The 16,709-nt window shown below is 38.8% G+C and carries 20 protein-coding genes; 7 read left to right on the top strand and 13 right to left on the bottom strand.

The genetic code is table 11. The features are described 5' to 3' along the window. Positions 1-16 precede the first annotated feature (16 nt). Entirely contained in the window at positions 17-1,810 is a 1,794-nt protein-coding gene (locus ACQKMI_RS15005) for an ABC transporter substrate-binding protein (protein WP_427490218.1), read from the top strand. An 839-nt stretch (positions 1,811-2,649) separates the two neighbouring features. Here ACQKMI_RS15005 and ACQKMI_RS15010 read toward each other — a convergent pair. Further along, a complete protein-coding gene (locus ACQKMI_RS15010) occupies positions 2,650-3,231 on the bottom strand; it encodes a phosphatidylglycerophosphatase A (protein WP_323645464.1) in 582 nt (193 codons plus the stop codon). Positions 3,232-3,343: 112 nt separating this feature from the next. Between ACQKMI_RS15010 and ACQKMI_RS15015 the strand changes: the two genes are divergently transcribed. The 3 genes from ACQKMI_RS15015 to ACQKMI_RS15025 all read left to right on the top strand — a co-directional run bounded on the left by ACQKMI_RS15015 (position 3,344) and on the right by ACQKMI_RS15025 (position 5,092). After that, the gene (locus ACQKMI_RS15015) at positions 3,344-4,063 is read left to right on the top strand and encodes an alpha/beta hydrolase (RefSeq protein WP_323645465.1); all 720 of its coding nucleotides are present in this window, start codon (positions 3,344-3,346) and stop codon (positions 4,061-4,063) included. Between the two features lie 81 nt (positions 4,064-4,144). Then, complete coding sequence (locus tag ACQKMI_RS15020; RefSeq protein WP_323645466.1) at positions 4,145-4,660, top strand: YjcG family protein; 516 nt, start codon at positions 4,145-4,147, stop codon at positions 4,658-4,660. 3 nt (positions 4,661-4,663) lie between these two features. After that, positions 4,664-5,092, top strand: coding sequence for a GNAT family N-acetyltransferase (locus ACQKMI_RS15025; protein ID WP_427490221.1), 429 nt, complete (start codon positions 4,664-4,666; stop codon positions 5,090-5,092). Between the two features lie 120 nt (positions 5,093-5,212). Here the strand turns inward: ACQKMI_RS15025 and ACQKMI_RS15030 are convergent, their stop codons facing one another. The 6 genes from ACQKMI_RS15030 to ACQKMI_RS15055 all read right to left on the bottom strand — a co-directional run bounded on the left by ACQKMI_RS15030 (position 5,213) and on the right by ACQKMI_RS15055 (position 8,393). Further along, positions 5,213-5,461 (bottom strand): stage VI sporulation protein F, encoded by a 249-nt coding sequence (locus tag ACQKMI_RS15030; protein ID WP_376071433.1) that lies wholly within the window; start codon positions 5,459-5,461, stop codon positions 5,213-5,215. A gap of 459 nt (positions 5,462-5,920) precedes the next feature. After that, complete coding sequence (locus tag ACQKMI_RS15035; protein WP_419150354.1) at positions 5,921-6,103, bottom strand: YjcZ family sporulation protein; 183 nt, start codon at positions 6,101-6,103, stop codon at positions 5,921-5,923. A 65-nt stretch (positions 6,104-6,168) separates the two neighbouring features. Continuing rightward, entirely contained in the window at positions 6,169-6,528 is a 360-nt protein-coding gene (gene spoVAE, locus ACQKMI_RS15040) for a stage V sporulation protein AE (protein ID WP_427490608.1), read from the bottom strand. A gap of 16 nt (positions 6,529-6,544) precedes the next feature. Then, positions 6,545-7,540, bottom strand: coding sequence for a stage V sporulation protein AD (locus ACQKMI_RS15045; RefSeq protein ID WP_427413590.1), 996 nt, complete (start codon positions 7,538-7,540; stop codon positions 6,545-6,547). Beyond that, on the bottom strand, positions 7,534-7,989 hold the full coding sequence (spoVAC, locus tag ACQKMI_RS15050) for a stage V sporulation protein AC (RefSeq protein WP_427413589.1): 456 nt from the start codon (positions 7,987-7,989) through the stop codon (positions 7,534-7,536). Before spoVAC ends, ACQKMI_RS15045 begins: the two co-directional genes overlap by 7 nt. Next, entirely contained in the window at positions 7,989-8,393 is a 405-nt protein-coding gene (locus tag ACQKMI_RS15055; RefSeq protein WP_323645470.1) for a YhcN/YlaJ family sporulation lipoprotein, read from the bottom strand. The genes spoVAC and ACQKMI_RS15055 overlap by 1 nt, the downstream gene beginning before the upstream one ends. Positions 8,394-8,526: 133 nt before the next feature. Here ACQKMI_RS15055 and ACQKMI_RS15060 point away from each other — a divergent pair, with 133 nt between their 5' ends. Further along, positions 8,527-9,051 (top strand): CotY/CotZ family spore coat protein, encoded by a 525-nt coding sequence (locus tag ACQKMI_RS15060; protein ID WP_079559573.1) that lies wholly within the window; start codon positions 8,527-8,529, stop codon positions 9,049-9,051. 65 nt (positions 9,052-9,116) lie between these two features. Here the strand turns inward: ACQKMI_RS15060 and ACQKMI_RS15065 are convergent, their stop codons facing one another. The 6 genes from ACQKMI_RS15065 to ACQKMI_RS15090 all read right to left on the bottom strand — a co-directional run bounded on the left by ACQKMI_RS15065 (position 9,117) and on the right by ACQKMI_RS15090 (position 14,633). Continuing rightward, the gene (locus ACQKMI_RS15065) at positions 9,117-9,518 is read right to left on the bottom strand and encodes a hypothetical protein (protein WP_427490224.1); all 402 of its coding nucleotides are present in this window, start codon (positions 9,516-9,518) and stop codon (positions 9,117-9,119) included. A 52-nt stretch (positions 9,519-9,570) separates the two neighbouring features. Continuing rightward, positions 9,571-10,947: a magnesium transporter gene (gene mgtE / locus ACQKMI_RS15070; RefSeq protein ID WP_427490226.1), complete on the bottom strand. Its 1,377-nt coding sequence runs from the start codon at positions 10,945-10,947 to the stop codon at positions 9,571-9,573. An 867-nt stretch (positions 10,948-11,814) separates the two neighbouring features. After that, positions 11,815-12,723, bottom strand: a complete 909-nt coding sequence (locus ACQKMI_RS15075; protein WP_427490610.1) for an RluA family pseudouridine synthase — start codon at positions 12,721-12,723, stop codon at positions 11,815-11,817. A 1-nt stretch (position 12,724) separates the two neighbouring features. Beyond that, complete coding sequence (locus tag ACQKMI_RS15080) at positions 12,725-13,519, bottom strand: NAD kinase (RefSeq protein WP_323645473.1); 795 nt, start codon at positions 13,517-13,519, stop codon at positions 12,725-12,727. Further along, the gene (locus tag ACQKMI_RS15085; protein ID WP_049668156.1) at positions 13,516-14,187 is read right to left on the bottom strand and encodes a GTP pyrophosphokinase; all 672 of its coding nucleotides are present in this window, start codon (positions 14,185-14,187) and stop codon (positions 13,516-13,518) included. Before ACQKMI_RS15085 ends, ACQKMI_RS15080 begins: the two co-directional genes overlap by 4 nt. A 62-nt stretch (positions 14,188-14,249) precedes the next feature. Then, the gene (locus ACQKMI_RS15090; protein WP_323645474.1) at positions 14,250-14,633 is read right to left on the bottom strand and encodes a hypothetical protein; all 384 of its coding nucleotides are present in this window, start codon (positions 14,631-14,633) and stop codon (positions 14,250-14,252) included. A gap of 568 nt (positions 14,634-15,201) precedes the next feature. On the opposite strand from ACQKMI_RS15090, the gene ACQKMI_RS15095 reads away from it, so the two are divergent. Together ACQKMI_RS15095 and ACQKMI_RS15100 are read left to right on the top strand one after the other, a co-directional pair. Further along, positions 15,202-15,792 carry a CYTH domain-containing protein gene (locus tag ACQKMI_RS15095; protein ID WP_427490228.1) on the top strand — a complete coding sequence of 197 codons (591 nt, stop codon included), beginning with the start codon at positions 15,202-15,204 and terminating at the stop codon, positions 15,790-15,792. Positions 15,793-15,838: 46 nt separating this feature from the next. Then, positions 15,839-16,636 (top strand): lytic transglycosylase domain-containing protein, encoded by a 798-nt coding sequence (locus ACQKMI_RS15100; RefSeq protein WP_427490230.1) that lies wholly within the window; start codon positions 15,839-15,841, stop codon positions 16,634-16,636. Positions 16,637-16,709 lie beyond the last annotated feature (73 nt).

The raw sequence follows: 16,709 nt of genomic DNA on the forward strand, positions 1-16,709 counted from the left end.
TAATGGAGGTTCTTACATGAAAAGATTACTTGTATTCTTATTCATTGCCGTATTAGCATTAGCAGGCTGTGTACAGACAAAAACAGAAGTAGAAGGTAGTAAAGATTCAAAAGGGAAAGATAAAAAAACAATTGAAGTATTAGGAATGGCTGCTTCTGAGGAAGATATGAATATTGTTCGTGATCAACTAGTTAAAAATGGCTTTGAAGTTAAACTAAATATTCAACCTGATTATGGTTCGTTTTCAGCACAAAAAGATGCTGGCAATTATGATTTAGCGCTTTCTAGCTGGACAACAGTAACAGGAAACCCTGATTATGCTGTTCGTGGTTTATTTAAAACAGGCGGTGACTATAGTATTGTATCTGATTCAAGTTTAGATGCTCTCATCGAGGAAGCGAGTACATTGACAGGTGACGAAGCCGCTGCAAAATATAAAGAATTAGAACAGCTTTTAGTATTCGATCAAGCTTATATTGCGCCGTTATATATTTCAAATAAATATCAAGGCATTTACTCTGAGTTAGTAAACCCAAAAACTGTACATCTACCAAAATCCCGTGCGCAAGTATGGGAAAATATTGAATTCAATGATTCATCCAAAAATGCAACTGAACCGTTGATTTTACATCAAACAATAGATTCGTTAACATCTCTTGATCCTATTAAAGGGAATGACGGTTCTATTAATACATTAAATACGAATATGTATGTACGACTTGTAAACTTAACAGATACAGATGAAGTCGTTTCTGATGGTTCATTATCTTATAATCATGCTATTGCTGAAGGTAACAAAGAGTATTATTTCATTTTACGTGATGATCTTAACTTCGCTGCCGTAAAAGATGGTGCTGCCGTTGATACAGGTGAATTGGTTTCAGCAGAAGACGTTGTATTCTCATTAAATCGTGCAAAAAATCCAAAGTCAGTTCCAGACCATCGCACATATAGTCTTCATGAAAATATTGAAACAGTCGAAATCGTTTCTGATTTAGCTGAATTACAAAAGAAAAAAGTTGCGGGCTCTAATCAGTCTGTATTAGATGCATTATCTCAAAACCTCCCTGCTTCTGTAACGCAATTAGCAAAAGACAAAGGGACTGTAAATAATACAGCGGGAGCATACCAAGTTATTAAAATTACAACACCAACACCATTCCCACAAGTGTTAAATTATTTAGCACACCAATCTGGTGGTATCGTATCTGAAAAACAAGTAACAAGCATTAACACATATGATGTAGCAAGCTATGATCCAGACAAAGATATCGCCTATGGTGATCAAGCTACAGTAACAGAAGGCACAGCAACATACAACAACCATCTTTATGCTAGTGGCCCTTACATTCTTATAAAGAAAAATGATTATGACGCACAATTTGTGAAAAATCCTGCCTACCGTGTAGGTAGTCAATATGAACCGAAGATCGCAAAAATTAATGTTCGTTTTATCGCTGATAACGATAGTGCATTATCAGCATTACGTAATGGTGAGATTCATGTTCTCCAGTCAGTACCAGAAACAAAACTAGACATTGTAAAATCTGATACTAAACTAACGTTAAATACTGCTGATAGTAATGCAGTATCCTATCTACTAATGAATACATCTGGTCGCACTGTATCAGATTCAGTAGACTTACGTAAAGCAATTCTTTATTCTATTAATCAAAATGAATTTATTAGCTACTATCAAGGCAATAAAAAACCTGCTGTATCTACTGTTTCACCATTAATTAATACAGGGTTAAAGCTTGAAGCAGACAGTAAAAAGGTACAAGAATATTTAAAAGCCTATAACGATTAATTATTGGTATACAAAACAATTCATAGACATCCTAAAGAAGCAGAGCCTCCTCATATTATTGAGGGGGCTCTGTTCATAGTGTTAAAAAAATGGCCAAGAAATTTTTCTGAATGTTGTCTTGGAAATTCCGTTTTATCACTCATCACTTTAAAATTGTGAGACGTGTCATAAAGTACATACTGAGTGAAGTGGTTGATTGGAGTGAAGACTGGGCGACTCCTTGGGGATCAGCAATAGAGGAGCGAAGGCTAAGAGCATCACATCCTGTGATAACGCCTTAGTGACCAACATCGTGCTGCTGCCGCTACGTTGCACTCACGCTTTCGCGCAAAAGACATCTGTTGGCCCGAGACCCTGGAGCGAGCAACGCGAGTGAAGCGGCTCATCGGACGCCCCAGGAAAGCGCCCAGTCGGAACGGAAATCAACCCCTCGCTTTGCCCAAAAGTCGGATTTTATTTGCAACGTAAAAAAGAGCCTCCTCATATTATTGGAGAAGGCTCTGTTTTCTTTATTAATACTCTGATCAATTATGCCTCGGCATAATTGTGTCCGGAATCGGCTTTGTGCTTAGGCCTGCACGAGGGCCGACACGATGTCGGTCATTTCGGTAATGCCACAGGACGTGGCGTTTTTACCGATGCAGGTCAGTTAGCCGTTATCGCATGGATGCGATGATTTTAGGCTAACATCCTATATTGCACTCCTTTCCGATTCCGTGACATCCGCCGGAGGCTTTGGGCCAACGTGATGTTGATCACTTAGTCGTTGCCACAGGACGTGGCGTTCTTAGACTGATTTCCCCTATTTCAGCTGGTGTTTAGACACCTGCTGAAAGAAGTTAAATCTCATTGTGGGATTTTGGTTTTGGTCCTAGATCTTCTGGCTCAATATCTGCAAATGTCTCGCCCTCTTCTTCCAAATCACGCATACGATGGGCAATACGTGATGCAGCAGAAGCAGCGATACTGCCAACTAAATCATCTAAAAACGTATTTACATGATGTCCAGGTTCTGTATCTAACTTCTTAATAATACCGATTTTTTGCTTATCTAAGTGACCAAAAGTTGTTACCGCTATGCTACCGTATGTAAAAACAGATCCAAGTGCGATTGTTTCATCCACACCAAATAAACCTTCATCGGATTCTATAATTTGCTGTAACGGTGCCGATAATAACTTTTTCTCTGCAAGTTCATCTAATTCAATCCCTACTAATAAAGCATGTTGAACTTCACGCTTACGTAATACACGCTCGACAGAATGAACACAGTGGTCTAATGTTAAACCTTCATTATAGGATTTTTGCATTTCATAAACGATTTTAGCAATATCCTCTAGCGATACACCACGACGAATGAGTGCAGCTTGGGCCGCCTTCGCTACTTCATCAGAGTGTATGCGAGTTCTTTTATCATGCATAACTATCCCTCACTTCGATTTGATTGCTAGAATAGTGCTAGCCCAACCTATTATACCTTTACTTTAGCTATATGGTACAATTTCGTTACAAACATGAGAAGGAGTGTCATCATTGGATAAGGGAACTGTACAAGATTTAAAGTTCTATAGTGAAGCATTACAGGAGGAATTACTGCTCTATATTTATGTTCCTGCAAATTATTCCCCACTATATAAATATAATATTTTAATTGCATCAGACGGCAAAGATTATTTCCAGCTTGGAGGAATTACAAAACTGGCTGATGAACTTATCGATGACTATGAAATCGAAAATTTAATCATTGCATTCGTTCCTTATAAGGACATTAAGGATCGACGTCATAAATATATTCCAAGTGGAGAGCAACATGAAGCATATCTTCGTTTTTTAGCACATGAGCTTGTGCCCTATTTAGACGCTGAATATGCAACCTATCAAATGGGCATGAGTCGTGGGGTCATTGGTGACTCGATGGCTGCAACCGCTTCCTTAATGGCCGCATTAAAATATCCAAGTATTTTTGGTAAGGTAATTTTACAATCACCATATGTTGATGAAAATGTTTTGCAAGCTGTAGAAAATTTTAAAGATCCAGGCGCAATCTCCATTTACCATATTGTTGGAAAAGAAGAAGATAAAGTTGTCACAATGGATAAATCCATTAAAGATTTTTTAACACCAAATCGTCAGCTGCATAATCTCATGTTAAACAAAGGATTTTCTATATTCTATGAAGAATTTAATGGCAATCATACATGGAAATATTGGAAACCTGATTTACGTCGTGCATTAATTGAAAATTTCAATTAATATAGACGAATCAAATTACGAAATCGGAAATTTCTGTTATACTTAAATAAAAAATTGTTTACCCTCGGGAGGTAATGGCCTATGAAGTACGGTATTGTGGCATTTCCATCAAAAAAATTGCAAGATTTAGCGAATACGTATCGCAAACGTTACGATCCTCATTATGCGAAAATTACTCCGCATCTAACATTAAAGGACAGCTTCGATGCGACGGAAGAGGATATTCAATCTATTATAAAGCAATTAGATGAACTTGGTGCCAAATATGCACCTTTAAACATCCATGCATTACGCATAAGTTCATTTTTCCCAATAACAAATGCGATTTATTTCCGCATTGAACAAACTGAACAATTAACAGCATTTCACCAAGCTCTAGAAGAAAAAGTACCTTTTGGTGAGTCAAAACACGTATTTGTACCACATATCACGATTGCTCAAAAAATGACAGACTCTGAGCATGATGACATCTTTGGGCAATTACGTATGACAGGTGTTGATGAAAAAGATACAATTGATCGTATTCATCTTTTATACCAATTGGAAGATGGCTCGTGGACAACATATGAAACCTTCCGATTGTCAGGAGATGAGTAATCCTTGTACAACGTTAAGATTGTGGAAACAGCAAAAGAGCATGAAGATGCGTTTGCAGTTCGCAAACAGGTTTTTGTTGAAGAGCAAGGTGTGCCGCTGCATTTAGAATGTGATGCTGAGGATGCATCCGCAACGCATTTTATTATGTACGAAGACAATGACCCTGTAGGTGCTGCACGTTTACGCAATATCCTGGACGATGCTGCAAAAATTGAACGTGTCTGTATTTTACAAGATCAGCGAGGCAAAAAACTAGGTGCTTTAATTATGAAGGAAATGGAAAAGTACGCCATTTCAATGAACAAGAAAAAGCTAAAACTCAACGCACAAAGCTATGCTATTCCTTTTTATGAAAAGCTTGGCTATGTGGTAACATCTCCAGAATTTATGGATGCTGGTATCCCACATCGTGCTATGGAAAAAACGATTTAACTTCTTTCAGCTCAAATCGGTGTTACGAAAATGCTACAGCATCTCGTAACACCTTTTTTATTTTTCTACAAAGCTTTAAAGGTTGATTTATCATTTAACCAACCTTTTAAACATATCATGTTATTTCATCATTTTAGTAATTTTATCGAAATCTAGTGAAGCGCCATCTTGGATAATAGATTGGACTAACTTATCTTCAAGCTCTTGCGTAATTTGTCTATTGGACACCTTACTTACGCGTCGTACGATTTTTCTTACTTGTTTTTCATTTGTAAAATCAGCATGTTGAATTGCATTTGCTAATGCGAAGATTTCATCCATCGATACCCCAGTTTTTTGTTCAATTGAATTAAAAAATCCGCGATTCATGTTCCCCCTCCTATCTAGTTAAAATTTAAATTTATTTCCATTATTAATTTATGAAAACATTTACAAATTAGTGAAGGCTTTAAACTTTATTCAGAAAATGGTGCACTCTGAAGAAAAGCTAAAGCCTCTTATCGACTATCACATTCAAAATCAATTATGCCTCGGCATAATTGCGTCTGGAATCGGCTTTGTGCCTAGGCCTGCACGAGGGCCGACACGATGTCGGTCATTTCGGTAATGCCACAGGACGTGGCGTTTTTACCGATGCAGGTCAGTTAGCCGTTATCGCATGGATGCGATGATTTTAGGCTAACATCCCCTAAGTGCTCCTTTCCGATTCCATGACACCCGCCGGAGGCTTAACTTCTTTCAGCAGGTATTTGGATATCCGCTGAAAAGTAGCTTAAATCCGCATTCATCACACCACCTATAGAGGTAGAAGACTTCTGCTGAAAGAAGTTAGATGATCGTAGCACCAACAATGATTAGAAGAATGAATAGAACAACGATTAGAACAAAAGTTGAACTATGACCATGTCCATAGCCGTAATATCCGCCGCCATAATAACCGCCGTAATCTCCTCCGTAACAACCATCAGCATGCCCTCCATACGAATGAGCGCCCCAGCCTTGATATCCCATAAAAATACCCCTCCCTTCTACAACCTATAATATGTTTTCGTTGTAAAAATGGGTGGGGTATTCGTCTAGTCAATATTTCCTTTTGGTTTAAATATTAATGCTCCAATAAAGGCAAAGATAATGGCAGCACTGATTCCTGAGCTTGTTACTTCAAACATTCCAGTCAACACGCCTACAAGCCCATGCCTTTCTGCCTCAGCAAGCGCACCATGCGTTAAAGAATTCCCAAAGGACGTAATAGGAACTGTTGCACCAGCACCCGCAAAATTAATTAAAGGTTCATACAAGCCCATTCCGTCTAGAATTGCACCAAACACGACTAGAGTACTCAATGTATGCCCAGGTGTTAATTTTCCAAAATCCATTAATAATTGACCTATGGCGCAAATAATGCCTCCTACAAAAAATGCAAACACAAATGTCATAACCATAGCTTTTACCTCATTTCATTGTAATTTCAATCGCATGTGCTGTACATGGAATCGTCTCGCCCTGTTGAAAAGTAAGCGGAGACAGTAATGCTCCTGTCGCCACAAGAAGAACTCGTTTATACGTACCTGCTCGCATCTGTTGGATCACATAACTAAAAAAAACAGCTGCTGAACAACCTGCACCACTTGCACCGGATTGGAATGTCTCATCCTGTCCATAAAACTCGGCACCTGCATCACGTAAAGGTTTTAACTCCTCACTCTTTATGCCACTTTCAACAAACATGCCTTTTAAAAGTTTTAAGCCAAGTTGACCTAAATCACCCGTTAAAATTAAATCATAGTGGTAAATTTTTTGATTACGCTGCTCTAAATGTGATTGAATCGTCTGAAAAGCGGCTGGTGCCATCGCTGCACCCATGTGAAAGGGGTCATCCATACCATAATCAACTGATTTTCCAACAGTTGCTGCTTCAATAGAAGGGTATTCCTCATGATGCTTACCAATAAGAGCATAACCAGCAGCCGTTACAGTCCATTGAGCAGTTTGGGGCTTTTGCGAGCCATAATTGATTGGATAACGAAATTGTCGCTCAACCGCATTGTGTTGACTAGATGCACCAGCGAGCGAAAAATTGGCGGCACCTATTTCGGTTAAAAGGCTCGCAACGATTACTGAAGATATAGAGGTGGCACATGCAGAGAACAATCCGATAAAAGGAATGTCTAAGTCTCTGGCCGCAAAATTGGTCGGTGTCATTTGATTCACTAAATCGCCGCCCATAAAGTAATCAATGTCCGTATTTTTCACGCCCGCTTTTTTCATCGCAAATTCACAGGCCTCTTCAACCATTTTGCGATGACCTTGTTCATTTGTTTTCATTTGCCAACGTTCATCATCATAAGTCGCATCAAAATGTTGACTAAATATACTGCGTTTCTCTAGTGGACCTGCTACTACACCTGCTGCTAGTAAGGATGGCTTCGATTGAAAGACAATTACCATGAAACCACTCCTATCGTTACAAGAATGTATTTAATAAGTGCAACAAAAAAGGCGGAGACAACACCAAATAATACAACTGACCCAGCTAGTTTGAATAAATTCCCACCAACACCAAGTACTAATCCTTCAGATCTATGCTCAATGGCAGCAGAAATAACAGCATTACCAAACCCTGTAACAGGCACTGCTGATCCAGCTCCAGCAAATTGACCAATTTTTTTATATAAGCCAAAGCCCGTTAAAATCATGGCGAAAAATATCATTGTTGAAACTGTTGGATTTCCGGCTGTCGCTTCGGTAAAATCAAAGAAAATGATATAAAAAAGAGAAACGGCCTGTCCGATTGTACAAATAAGGCCACCAACTAAAAATGCCTTTGCAACATTTTTAAAATAGGGCGGTTTCGGCGTGACATTTTGTTCTAATTGTTGGTATTGTTCTTTTTCCACTATGTTTCCTCCTTCGCCAGCTTTTTTAATTTATTTATTTTTTCTTTCAATTTATTATCTTCAACTTGATCCCTTTTTATTTTATTGGCTTCATAAAATATTTTATAATCAGCTGAGACAAAAACGTCTTTGTTTGGATATTTTTCATCAAATTTCTTTTGCAACTTTTTCTCTAATTTAGCCTTTTTCCACTTATCCCATGGTTTAATTTGAACTGCTACAAGCATACTATTGTCGTATTGGATAACCGTTGTTTTGTCTACATATTTCTGCTCTTTTAAAATGGCTTCAACTTCTTTTTCATTTTCCGGTGAACCGTAGACAATAAATTTTTCTTTTTCACCGCAGCCACTTAAAAGCGATAAACTGACTAATAGAGGTAACATCATTCCTAATAGCTTCAAGTTTTACCCTCCTTTTCTTTAAAGTTTCTCCATACATAAAAAAACTATTCATTTGACTATATATACAAAGGCCCGAGTCCATTTTTCATAAATACATATTGTAGAAGTAGTAACAAGGAAAGGAGGTGACAATATGGGTTGTGGCAAGCCAACAAATCCTATTGGACCAATCCATTCAGCAGGCTGCGTTTGTGACGTAGTACGCGCTATTTTAGACATTCAGAATCAAGCGGTGAGAGAAGAATGTCAACCATGTACAGCTAACTGTTTCCTAGAACCACTAGGAGGCATTGTAAGTCCAGCACGCTCTCATGCAGATACACGAGTATTTATGTTAATTACAAAAGACGGTACTCCTTTTAAAGCATTTTTCAGTTCTCCAACAGCAGATCCATGTATATGTACATCAGTATTTTTCCGTGTAGAAGATATGTTTGATGAGTGCTGCGCTACCTTGCGTGTTTTAGAGCCTTTATGTTCATTTGACTCCAGTGAAAGTACAGTCGATCTATTAAGTCGAGATGGCTGCTGTGTCAACATGAAAAAAATATGTAAAGTAGATGATTGGAATTCAACTGAGAGCTGTATCACTGTAGATTTATCATGCTTCTGTGCTGTACAATGTATTGCTGATGTTGACTTAGGGATTTGTGAATAATAGTTTCTCCTTTGACACACTACACATAAAAAAAAGTGTACAGCATCCTCTGCTGTACACTTTTTTCATAAAGTAGGTAATTGTTTACCCCGCCATAATACTTGTTCTATGTCCTCAAAATAGATAATCTCTTGTGTCTTTAATTCAAACGAAGTAAGCATCAATGAATCCGTCTGTACATTTGATGCACTACCTCGTAAATTCCTACCATCCTTTAAACTTATGACTAATGGTTGATAGGCTTTTTGTCGAAACGGCTTTTCTAAAAATTGAAGTTGCTTTAGTAAATACGGATCTATTTGTACTTCTTCAACCACTTCTTCTTTTTCTTCAATCGTTTGTTCATCGAAATAGCCGTCCTTACTATACACTGACGTACTTTCATCCAAATCAAGTTCATGTAGCACCTTAGAAATATTTAAAAAATATGATGGTGACTTTATAAACAAGCGTGGCTCTTGACCCACATTACTCACTTCCCTTTTTTCATACAATATGCGAAAGGAAGAAAATTGGTTCTCAGCCTATTTTGCTTATGAATGTTGTCGCCAAACCTAAGTAAATTAAAATACTTGTAATATCATTTAATGTTGTAATAAATGGTCCTGATGCAACGGCTGGATCAATTTTCAGGCGATGCATCAGCAGTGGAATAAAAGAACCTGCAAGCGTTGCTACTAAAATTGAACCACAAAGCGCCGCTCCTACCAGCATTCCAAGAATAAGCTCTTGTTTCCAAATATAGACGATGCCGATCACAATCAGTCCACAAACAATTCCAGACATTAAGCCCGTGCCTGCTTCACGTAGGAGTAATTTTAGCTTACTATGTTCTTCGACATCTCCTGTCGCAATTCCTCGAATAGCTACCGCTAGTGCCTGTGTTCCACTATTTCCAGAAGTACCTGAAATAAGAGGGATAAACACCGCGAGTAACGCAACCTGTTCTAACGTTGCTTCAAACTGTCCCATCAAATTTGCTGTCAACATCCCTAAAAATAATAATATGACAAGCCATGGTAAACGTTTTTTAGCCGCTTGGAACGAGGTTGTATCAAATTTATCCATATCGGAAATACCCGCTAATTTAGAGTAATCCTCCGATGCTTCCTCATCAATAACGTCGATAATATCGTCGACTGTAATAATCCCTAGCAATTCACCCTTATCGTCAATAACTGGTGTCGCTAAGAAGTTATAGTCCTTCATAATTTGGGCAACCTCTTCTTGGTCATCCCCTGCGTGCACCATCACAACACGTTCATTCATAATCGAACGTATACGGGTATCTTCATCAGCAATAATTAAATCACGAAGCGAAATAACACCTGTTAATAGATGTGATTCATCCACGACAAAAATATAATAAATGGTTTCAGCATCTGGTGCTTCTTTCCGTAAAATCGCCATTGCTGAACGAACAGTAGAATTTTCTGGTATCGCTACATATTCAGTCGTCATGATAGAACCAGCTGTACCTTCGTCATAGCTTAATAGCTCATTAATCTCTTCAGCTGTCTCCTCATCCATCATGCCTAAATAGCTTTCACGTTGTTTCGTATCCAATTCATTTAAAACGTCTGCTGCATCATCTGCATACATATGAGAAAGCATTTCTGCACCATATGACGGTTCCATCTCAGCCAGATACGCTGTGTATTCATCATCATCTATTTCGATTGCCTCAAAAATATCAGCCATTTCCGTAGGAGACAAGAACGAATAGATGATCTTTCGTATATCAGGCTCCACCTTCTCATAAAACGTTGCCTGATCATATGGATGAAGCTCTAAAAACTCATCGCGGAATGCGTTAATATCATGTGCTTCGAGCATTTCTCGCAAACGTGCCTCGTCGAATTGCACGTCATCCTTTTCATTTCTTTCCTCTATCATGCTTGTCCCCTCCTTCCGAGCAATAAATCATTGATACGGGCAATTCCGTAAATCTACCTTTTATATAATAGAGGGTAAGATACCTTTTCTGCAAACCCTTTTTTTACTACATAGTAACCTACAACATCTCCGTAACCTAATTGGAAAAATCTATAGATAAAAGTTTCCATTTTTCACCTTTACTGAATAAAAACTAGCTCCTCACCAAAAGTTGGAGATGACATTTATTAACCGTATGGCATAAATAGTTGATTGAAGTGGCGACTGGGCGACTCCTTGGGGATCAGCGTCAGAGGAACGAAGGCTAAAACCATCACATCCTGTGATAACGCCTTCGTGACCAACATCGTGCTGCTGCCGCTACGTTGCACTCACGCTTTCGCGCAAAAGACATCTGTTGGCCCGAGACCCTGCAGCGAAGCGGGAGGGGAACGAAGGCTAAAAGCATCACGTCCTGTGATAACGCCTTCGTGACCAACGTCCTGTGATAACGCCTTCGTGACCAACATCCTGTCGCTGCCGCTACGTTGCACTGCGCTTTCGCACAAAAAACACCTGTTGCCCCGACGCCCCCAGGAAGCTTTGCTCTGTGCGAAAGCGAAGCGGCAGCAACAAAGCGCCCAGTCGGAACGGAAATCAACCACACGTTATGGTAATATACCTAAAAAATCCTCTACTCTACTATACCCTACAATCGCTTTCTGTTCTGTTACGATGTTTTTAAGAAAACTTATAAAATGATAAAGAGATGCCCGTTTGTGCGAACATCTCCTTAAATATATAACATGATTCAGTAATAGTTTTCACGCTTTGTGAACTAATGACTGTTTAGATAGTCTTCCGTTATAGATTTTGAAGGAATAAACTTCAAACTAAGGAGTCATTCAATAATAACTGCATATCTTCGTTTACGTTACTTGTAAATTGTAACTTCTCACCTGTCAAAGGATGAAGCATCTTTAAGGATACACAATGTAAGGCTTGTCTATTTATATGATCACGACTTCCACCGTAAAGCTCATCTCCAACAAGTGGATGTCCTACATGGGCCATATGCACACGAATTTGGTGTGTTCGCCCAGTGTGCAACTTTAGTTGTATATGTGTCATCGGTTCACCCTGTAAATAAAAGTGCCTTAAAATGGTCACGTCTGTATGCGCAAATTGACCGTCTTCACGCACCTCTCGCTCAATAATACTCGTCTCCTTGCGTCCAATAGGAGCTATGATAGATTGTACATCTTGTGCCACATGTCCATGTACAACTGCTTCATATTGTCGAGAAATCTCTCCGCTGCGCTGTGCAAGTCCTGTTAAATGATGAATATGAGCATGTTTGGCAATGCATAGCAAGCCAGAAGTATCACGATCAAGTCTCGTGACGATATGAGCCGTTGATGCTAGACCTTGCTGCTGAAAATGACCACATACTAGATTCGCTACACTATGTGTTGGATGCTCACGCGAAGGAATCGTACTTTGATGTGCTGGCTTATTAAGCACTAAAATTGCTTCATCTTCGTAAATAATAGAAAGTTCACCGTGTTCAACAGCGAGCCCTTCACTTTTTTCTTCTGGAGGGAATGTAACTTCAACTCGATCTCCAACGTGAAGAGGATGTCGAACATTGCGTTCGACATCATTTACTGTCAGAAAGCCTCCATCAAATTTAATAGCCGTTAAAGCTCGCTTGGAGACGCGCCATTCAGCTAAGGCCTCCCTGAGTAGTTGACCTTCCTTTTCCGCTATAAAATGCAGTGTAAACCTTGTATCCATTTTACTCATTGGCCACGAATGATTCATGTACTCGTTCCCAGAACGGGAATGGACGGAAACGTGCAAAACGCACTCTTTCATTTGCTACATTAAATGCAATCGACTTCACATCACCTTGTGTGACTTGTAAATGATCGACTGTCATATTAAAGTTTTGTTCATTTACTGGACGTAAAACACAGTGATGGTGTGCTGGTAAAATGAGTGGTGAACCAACTGTACGGAAGACACGGTTATTGATAGATGCTATCTCAGTAATTTGGAGTGCCGCTAAAGTCGGATGAATAATTGCTCCACCGAGTGCTTTATTATAAGCTGTACTACCAGAAGGCGTTGATACACAAAGACCGTCTCCACGGAAACGTTCAAACTGATTACCATTTAACTCCACATCCATAACAAGTGTGACATCAGGTGATTTCACAGTTGCTTCATTTAGCGCTAAATACGTATTGGATTCTGCATTATGATGCTCCACCTTTACCTCTAGTAGTGGATACTCCACAACGTTAAATTCCTTTTTGGCAATGGATAAAACAAGCTTTTCTAATTCAGATGGCTTCCAATCCGCATAAAATCCTAAATGTCCCGTATGAATACCTACGAAGGCAACCTGATCTAGCAAATGAGCATATCGATGAAAGGCATGTAGTAAAGTGCCATCTCCTCCAATAGAGATTACGATTTCAGGAGCCTCTTCATCATAAGTTAACCCAAAATCCTGCAAATACGTTCTAGCTAGCTCCATTAATTCGTTCGACTGTGCATCTCTACGTGATTGAATGGAAAATTTCATTTTGAGTCACGCTCCTTCTCCGATAGTAAATTAGGATTCGATGCTTCTTTATATTCACTGAAATAGGCCTGCGCTTCTTGTATCTCACTACGAATGGACGACATTTCCTCATCCAATCGGAAAGCGGCCTCTGCTGCACTTTGAAGGCGATTTTTAATTTCCTCCGGGAACATGCCTTTATATTTATAATTTAAAGAATGCTCAATAGATGCCCAGAAATTCATGGCTAGTGTTCTTATTTGAATTTCAGCTAATACCACTTTTTTCCCCTGTATCGTCTCTACAGGATACTCCACAATCATATGATATGAGCGGTAGCCACTTGGCTTATTATGTGTAATATAGTCACGCTCTTCCACTACACGCATATCTTTACGTTGCCGTATAAGCTCCGTAACTGTTGAAATATCATCTACAAACTGACACATAATACGTAAGCCTGCGATATCCCCTAGCTCGTCACCTAGCTGTTTAGAAGGTTCAAAGGAAAGTCCTTTTTCTAATGTTTTATCATATATACTTGCTAAAGGCTTTACACGTCCTGTCACAAACTCAATTGGTGAATTTGCATTAACAATACCAAACTGCGAACGCATACCCTTTAATTTTACTTTTAACTCATCTACTGCTTGTTTATAAGGACTTAAAAATATTTCCCATTGTCCCATCACAAAAACCTCCCGACATTCGGTATCGAACAAAACCAACACCGTCTGTTCGTTTTGTCTTTTTACTCAGCAAGAATTGTCTTGAAGTGTTGTTCCACCGCTTGGACAAATTCCGCCCCATAATTGTAATTTCCTTCAATATTATACACGAGCATTTCCAATTCATCGTAAAAATTTGTAAGCTCAATAACTTCTTCACCTAGTTGTAGCTTTGGATTTTTCTTTTTTTGTAAAATATGTACAAGTTGATCCCAACTACTCGGCGGAAAACGCAAGTAATGATAATCCTCTCCTGCATCCAGTAAATAAATAAACGCAAAGTCATCAGAATCTGCTATTAATTGTGCAGCAGGTTTTAACTGTAAATTTACTTCATTGTCGTTTAAACTAAAATGAAGTTGTTCATTTTCAAAATTTAATGTTTCTATTGTATAAATTTTACGCACACGCGGTTCCCCTTTTCGTCGTACTCTTCTTCTTATTTTAGCATAGAGGGTAATTAGTTGCAGTGTGTAAATACTAAATCAATGAAATAACGAACGAAACTTTTTATCATAGCGTGTAGCTGATTTCCGTTCCGACTGGGCGACTCCTTTGGGATCAGCAATAGAGGAACGAAGGCTAAAACATTACATCCTGTGATAACACCTTCGTGACCAACATCGATGCTGTTGCTGCCGCTACGCTTTCGTACAGAAAACATTTGTTGGTCTTAGCGAAACGGAAATCACCCCCTTGCTATTGTAATGAGCCATACTAAATTTCTTCCATCATCAGAATTTTGGGATGATATTTTGCTAAAACGTATGTATGCATATAAGTTGATTGGAGTGGAAGCTGGGCGACTCCTTGGGGATCAGCGTCACAGATGAGACCCTGCAACGAGCAACGCGAGTGAAGCGGCTCATCGGACGCCCCCAGGAAAGCGCCCAGCTGGAACGGAAATCAACCACACGCTATGCTATTTCCTCCTAATCAACACACATAAAAAATTAAAATAAAAAGGTGAACATAATGGCACAACAACTTGAAATAGAGTTTAAAAATCTTTTAACAAAACAACAATACGAACATTTACTGCAAGAATTCAACATTTCCGAAAATGCTATTCATCGTCAAACAAATCATTATTTCGACACACCTTCTCAAGCTATTCGGAAACTCCAAAGCGGGCTTCGTATTAGACAAATCGACAAATATTTTGAATGTACTTTAAAAGAAAAAAATGCAGAGCATGCACATTTAGAGACGACTGACGAAATAACTGCTGAGCAAGCTAAGAAAATGCTTGCTGGTGAAGGTTTCTATGCCCAAGAAGTAGCAAAAAGACTAGCTCTCTTTAACATTCCTTTGGAAGAATTGGAGATATTCGGTTCACTGACAACAGATCGTGTCGAAATTCCTTATAAGGATGGCCTTCTAGTATTCGATCATTCTTTCTATTTGCAGTGCGATGATTATGAGGTAGAATATGAATCAAAAGATGCAATAAAAGGAAATGCAATCTTCGACGAATTTCTACAGCAATATGGTATTGAAAAACGGGCCACAGATAAAAAAATTGCGCGTTTTATGAAAGCATTACAAATGAATAAAAAACAATAACAATACCAATAGCTTAGCTAGTATAACAAGAAAGGGTGGCAACTCCTTGGATATCCAATCACTCAGAACTTTACTTGACATTCAAGCATTACAAACACTAGGATCTTCAGAAAATTCATCGTCAAACAATCTTACAGACAGCAATTCTCTGTTTTCAGACATGATTAGCGAAATGCTCGGCGACTCAACTACTTCTAACAATGCAAAATTATCTAGTTTGCTCGGAGGTGTTTCAAGCGCTTCGTCATTGATGAATCAGTTTAGTAGTTTAAATGGGTTATCTGAAAACATGCAAAAGAATGCGTATCAATCATTACTTTATAGTGGTTCTAATAGCGTCTTTATCCCTTCATCTGTACAAGCGGCATTAGCAAACACACAATCTAGTACAACTAGTACAAAACTCGACTCCTATGTTTCGGATAACGTAATCGGTTCAACTGCCTACGCCAATTCATTAGCAGGTGCGAATCAGTACGCTTCGATTATTCAAAAGGCAGCCGCTACATATAATGTACCTGAGAAACTTATCGCTGCCGTGATTAAGCAAGAGTCTAATTTTAATGCAAATGTGGTTAGTCATGCTGGAGCACAAGGATTAATGCAATTAATGCCGCAAACAGCGCAACATTTAGGGGTTACAAACGCCTTTGATCCAGAGCAAAATATTATGGCAGGAGCCAAATATATACGCCAAATGCTAGATAAATTTGATAATGATCCTACATTAGCATTAGCTGCTTATAACGCAGGAGCTTCACGCGTTACAAAGTATGGTGGTGTTCCTCCTTTCAAAGAAACACAGAATTATGTCAAAAAAGTGATGAATTACTACACCGTTTAAGCGCATAATCATTGTTAATACAGTCTTTTTCAGCAAATTTCACCCACGTGGTGAAATTTGTGCTTTTTTAGCG

Source organism: Lysinibacillus sp. NPDC097214, from assembly GCF_050277945.1.
GTDB lineage: Bacteria > Bacillota > Bacilli > Bacillales_A > Planococcaceae > Lysinibacillus > Lysinibacillus xylanilyticus_B.

What these genes read in the sequence shown, in the direction of transcription:
- spoVAE (WP_427490608.1), bottom strand. Translation starts at nt 6,528, where the DNA reads ATGACATTTGTGTTTGCATTTTTTGTAGGAGGCATTATTTGCGCCATA.
- ACQKMI_RS15020 (WP_323645466.1), top strand. Translation starts at nt 4,145, where the DNA reads ATGAAGTACGGTATTGTGGCATTTCCATCAAAAAAATTGCAAGATTTA.
- ACQKMI_RS15075 (WP_427490610.1), bottom strand. Translation starts at nt 12,723, where the DNA reads ATGGATACAAGGTTTACACTGCATTTTATAGCGGAAAAGGAAGGTCAA.
- ACQKMI_RS15005 (WP_427490218.1), top strand. Translation starts at nt 17, where the DNA reads ATGAAAAGATTACTTGTATTCTTATTCATTGCCGTATTAGCATTAGCA.
- mgtE (WP_427490226.1), bottom strand. Translation starts at nt 10,947, where the DNA reads ATGATAGAGGAAAGAAATGAAAAGGATGACGTGCAATTCGACGAGGCA.
- ACQKMI_RS15010 (WP_323645464.1), bottom strand. Translation starts at nt 3,231, where the DNA reads ATGCATGATAAAAGAACTCGCATACACTCTGATGAAGTAGCGAAGGCG.
- ACQKMI_RS15045 (WP_427413590.1), bottom strand. Translation starts at nt 7,540, where the DNA reads ATGGTAATTGTCTTTCAATCGAAGCCATCCTTACTAGCAGCAGGTGTA.
- ACQKMI_RS15085 (WP_049668156.1), bottom strand. Translation starts at nt 14,187, where the DNA reads ATGGGACAATGGGAAATATTTTTAAGTCCTTATAAACAAGCAGTAGAT.
- ACQKMI_RS15095 (WP_427490228.1), top strand. Translation starts at nt 15,202, where the DNA reads ATGGCACAACAACTTGAAATAGAGTTTAAAAATCTTTTAACAAAACAA.
- ACQKMI_RS15080 (WP_323645473.1), bottom strand. Translation starts at nt 13,519, where the DNA reads ATGAAATTTTCCATTCAATCACGTAGAGATGCACAGTCGAACGAATTA.
- ACQKMI_RS15030 (WP_376071433.1), bottom strand. Translation starts at nt 5,461, where the DNA reads ATGAATCGCGGATTTTTTAATTCAATTGAACAAAAAACTGGGGTATCG.
- ACQKMI_RS15060 (WP_079559573.1), top strand. Translation starts at nt 8,527, where the DNA reads ATGGGTTGTGGCAAGCCAACAAATCCTATTGGACCAATCCATTCAGCA.
- ACQKMI_RS15035 (WP_419150354.1), bottom strand. Translation starts at nt 6,103, where the DNA reads ATGGGATATCAAGGCTGGGGCGCTCATTCGTATGGAGGGCATGCTGAT.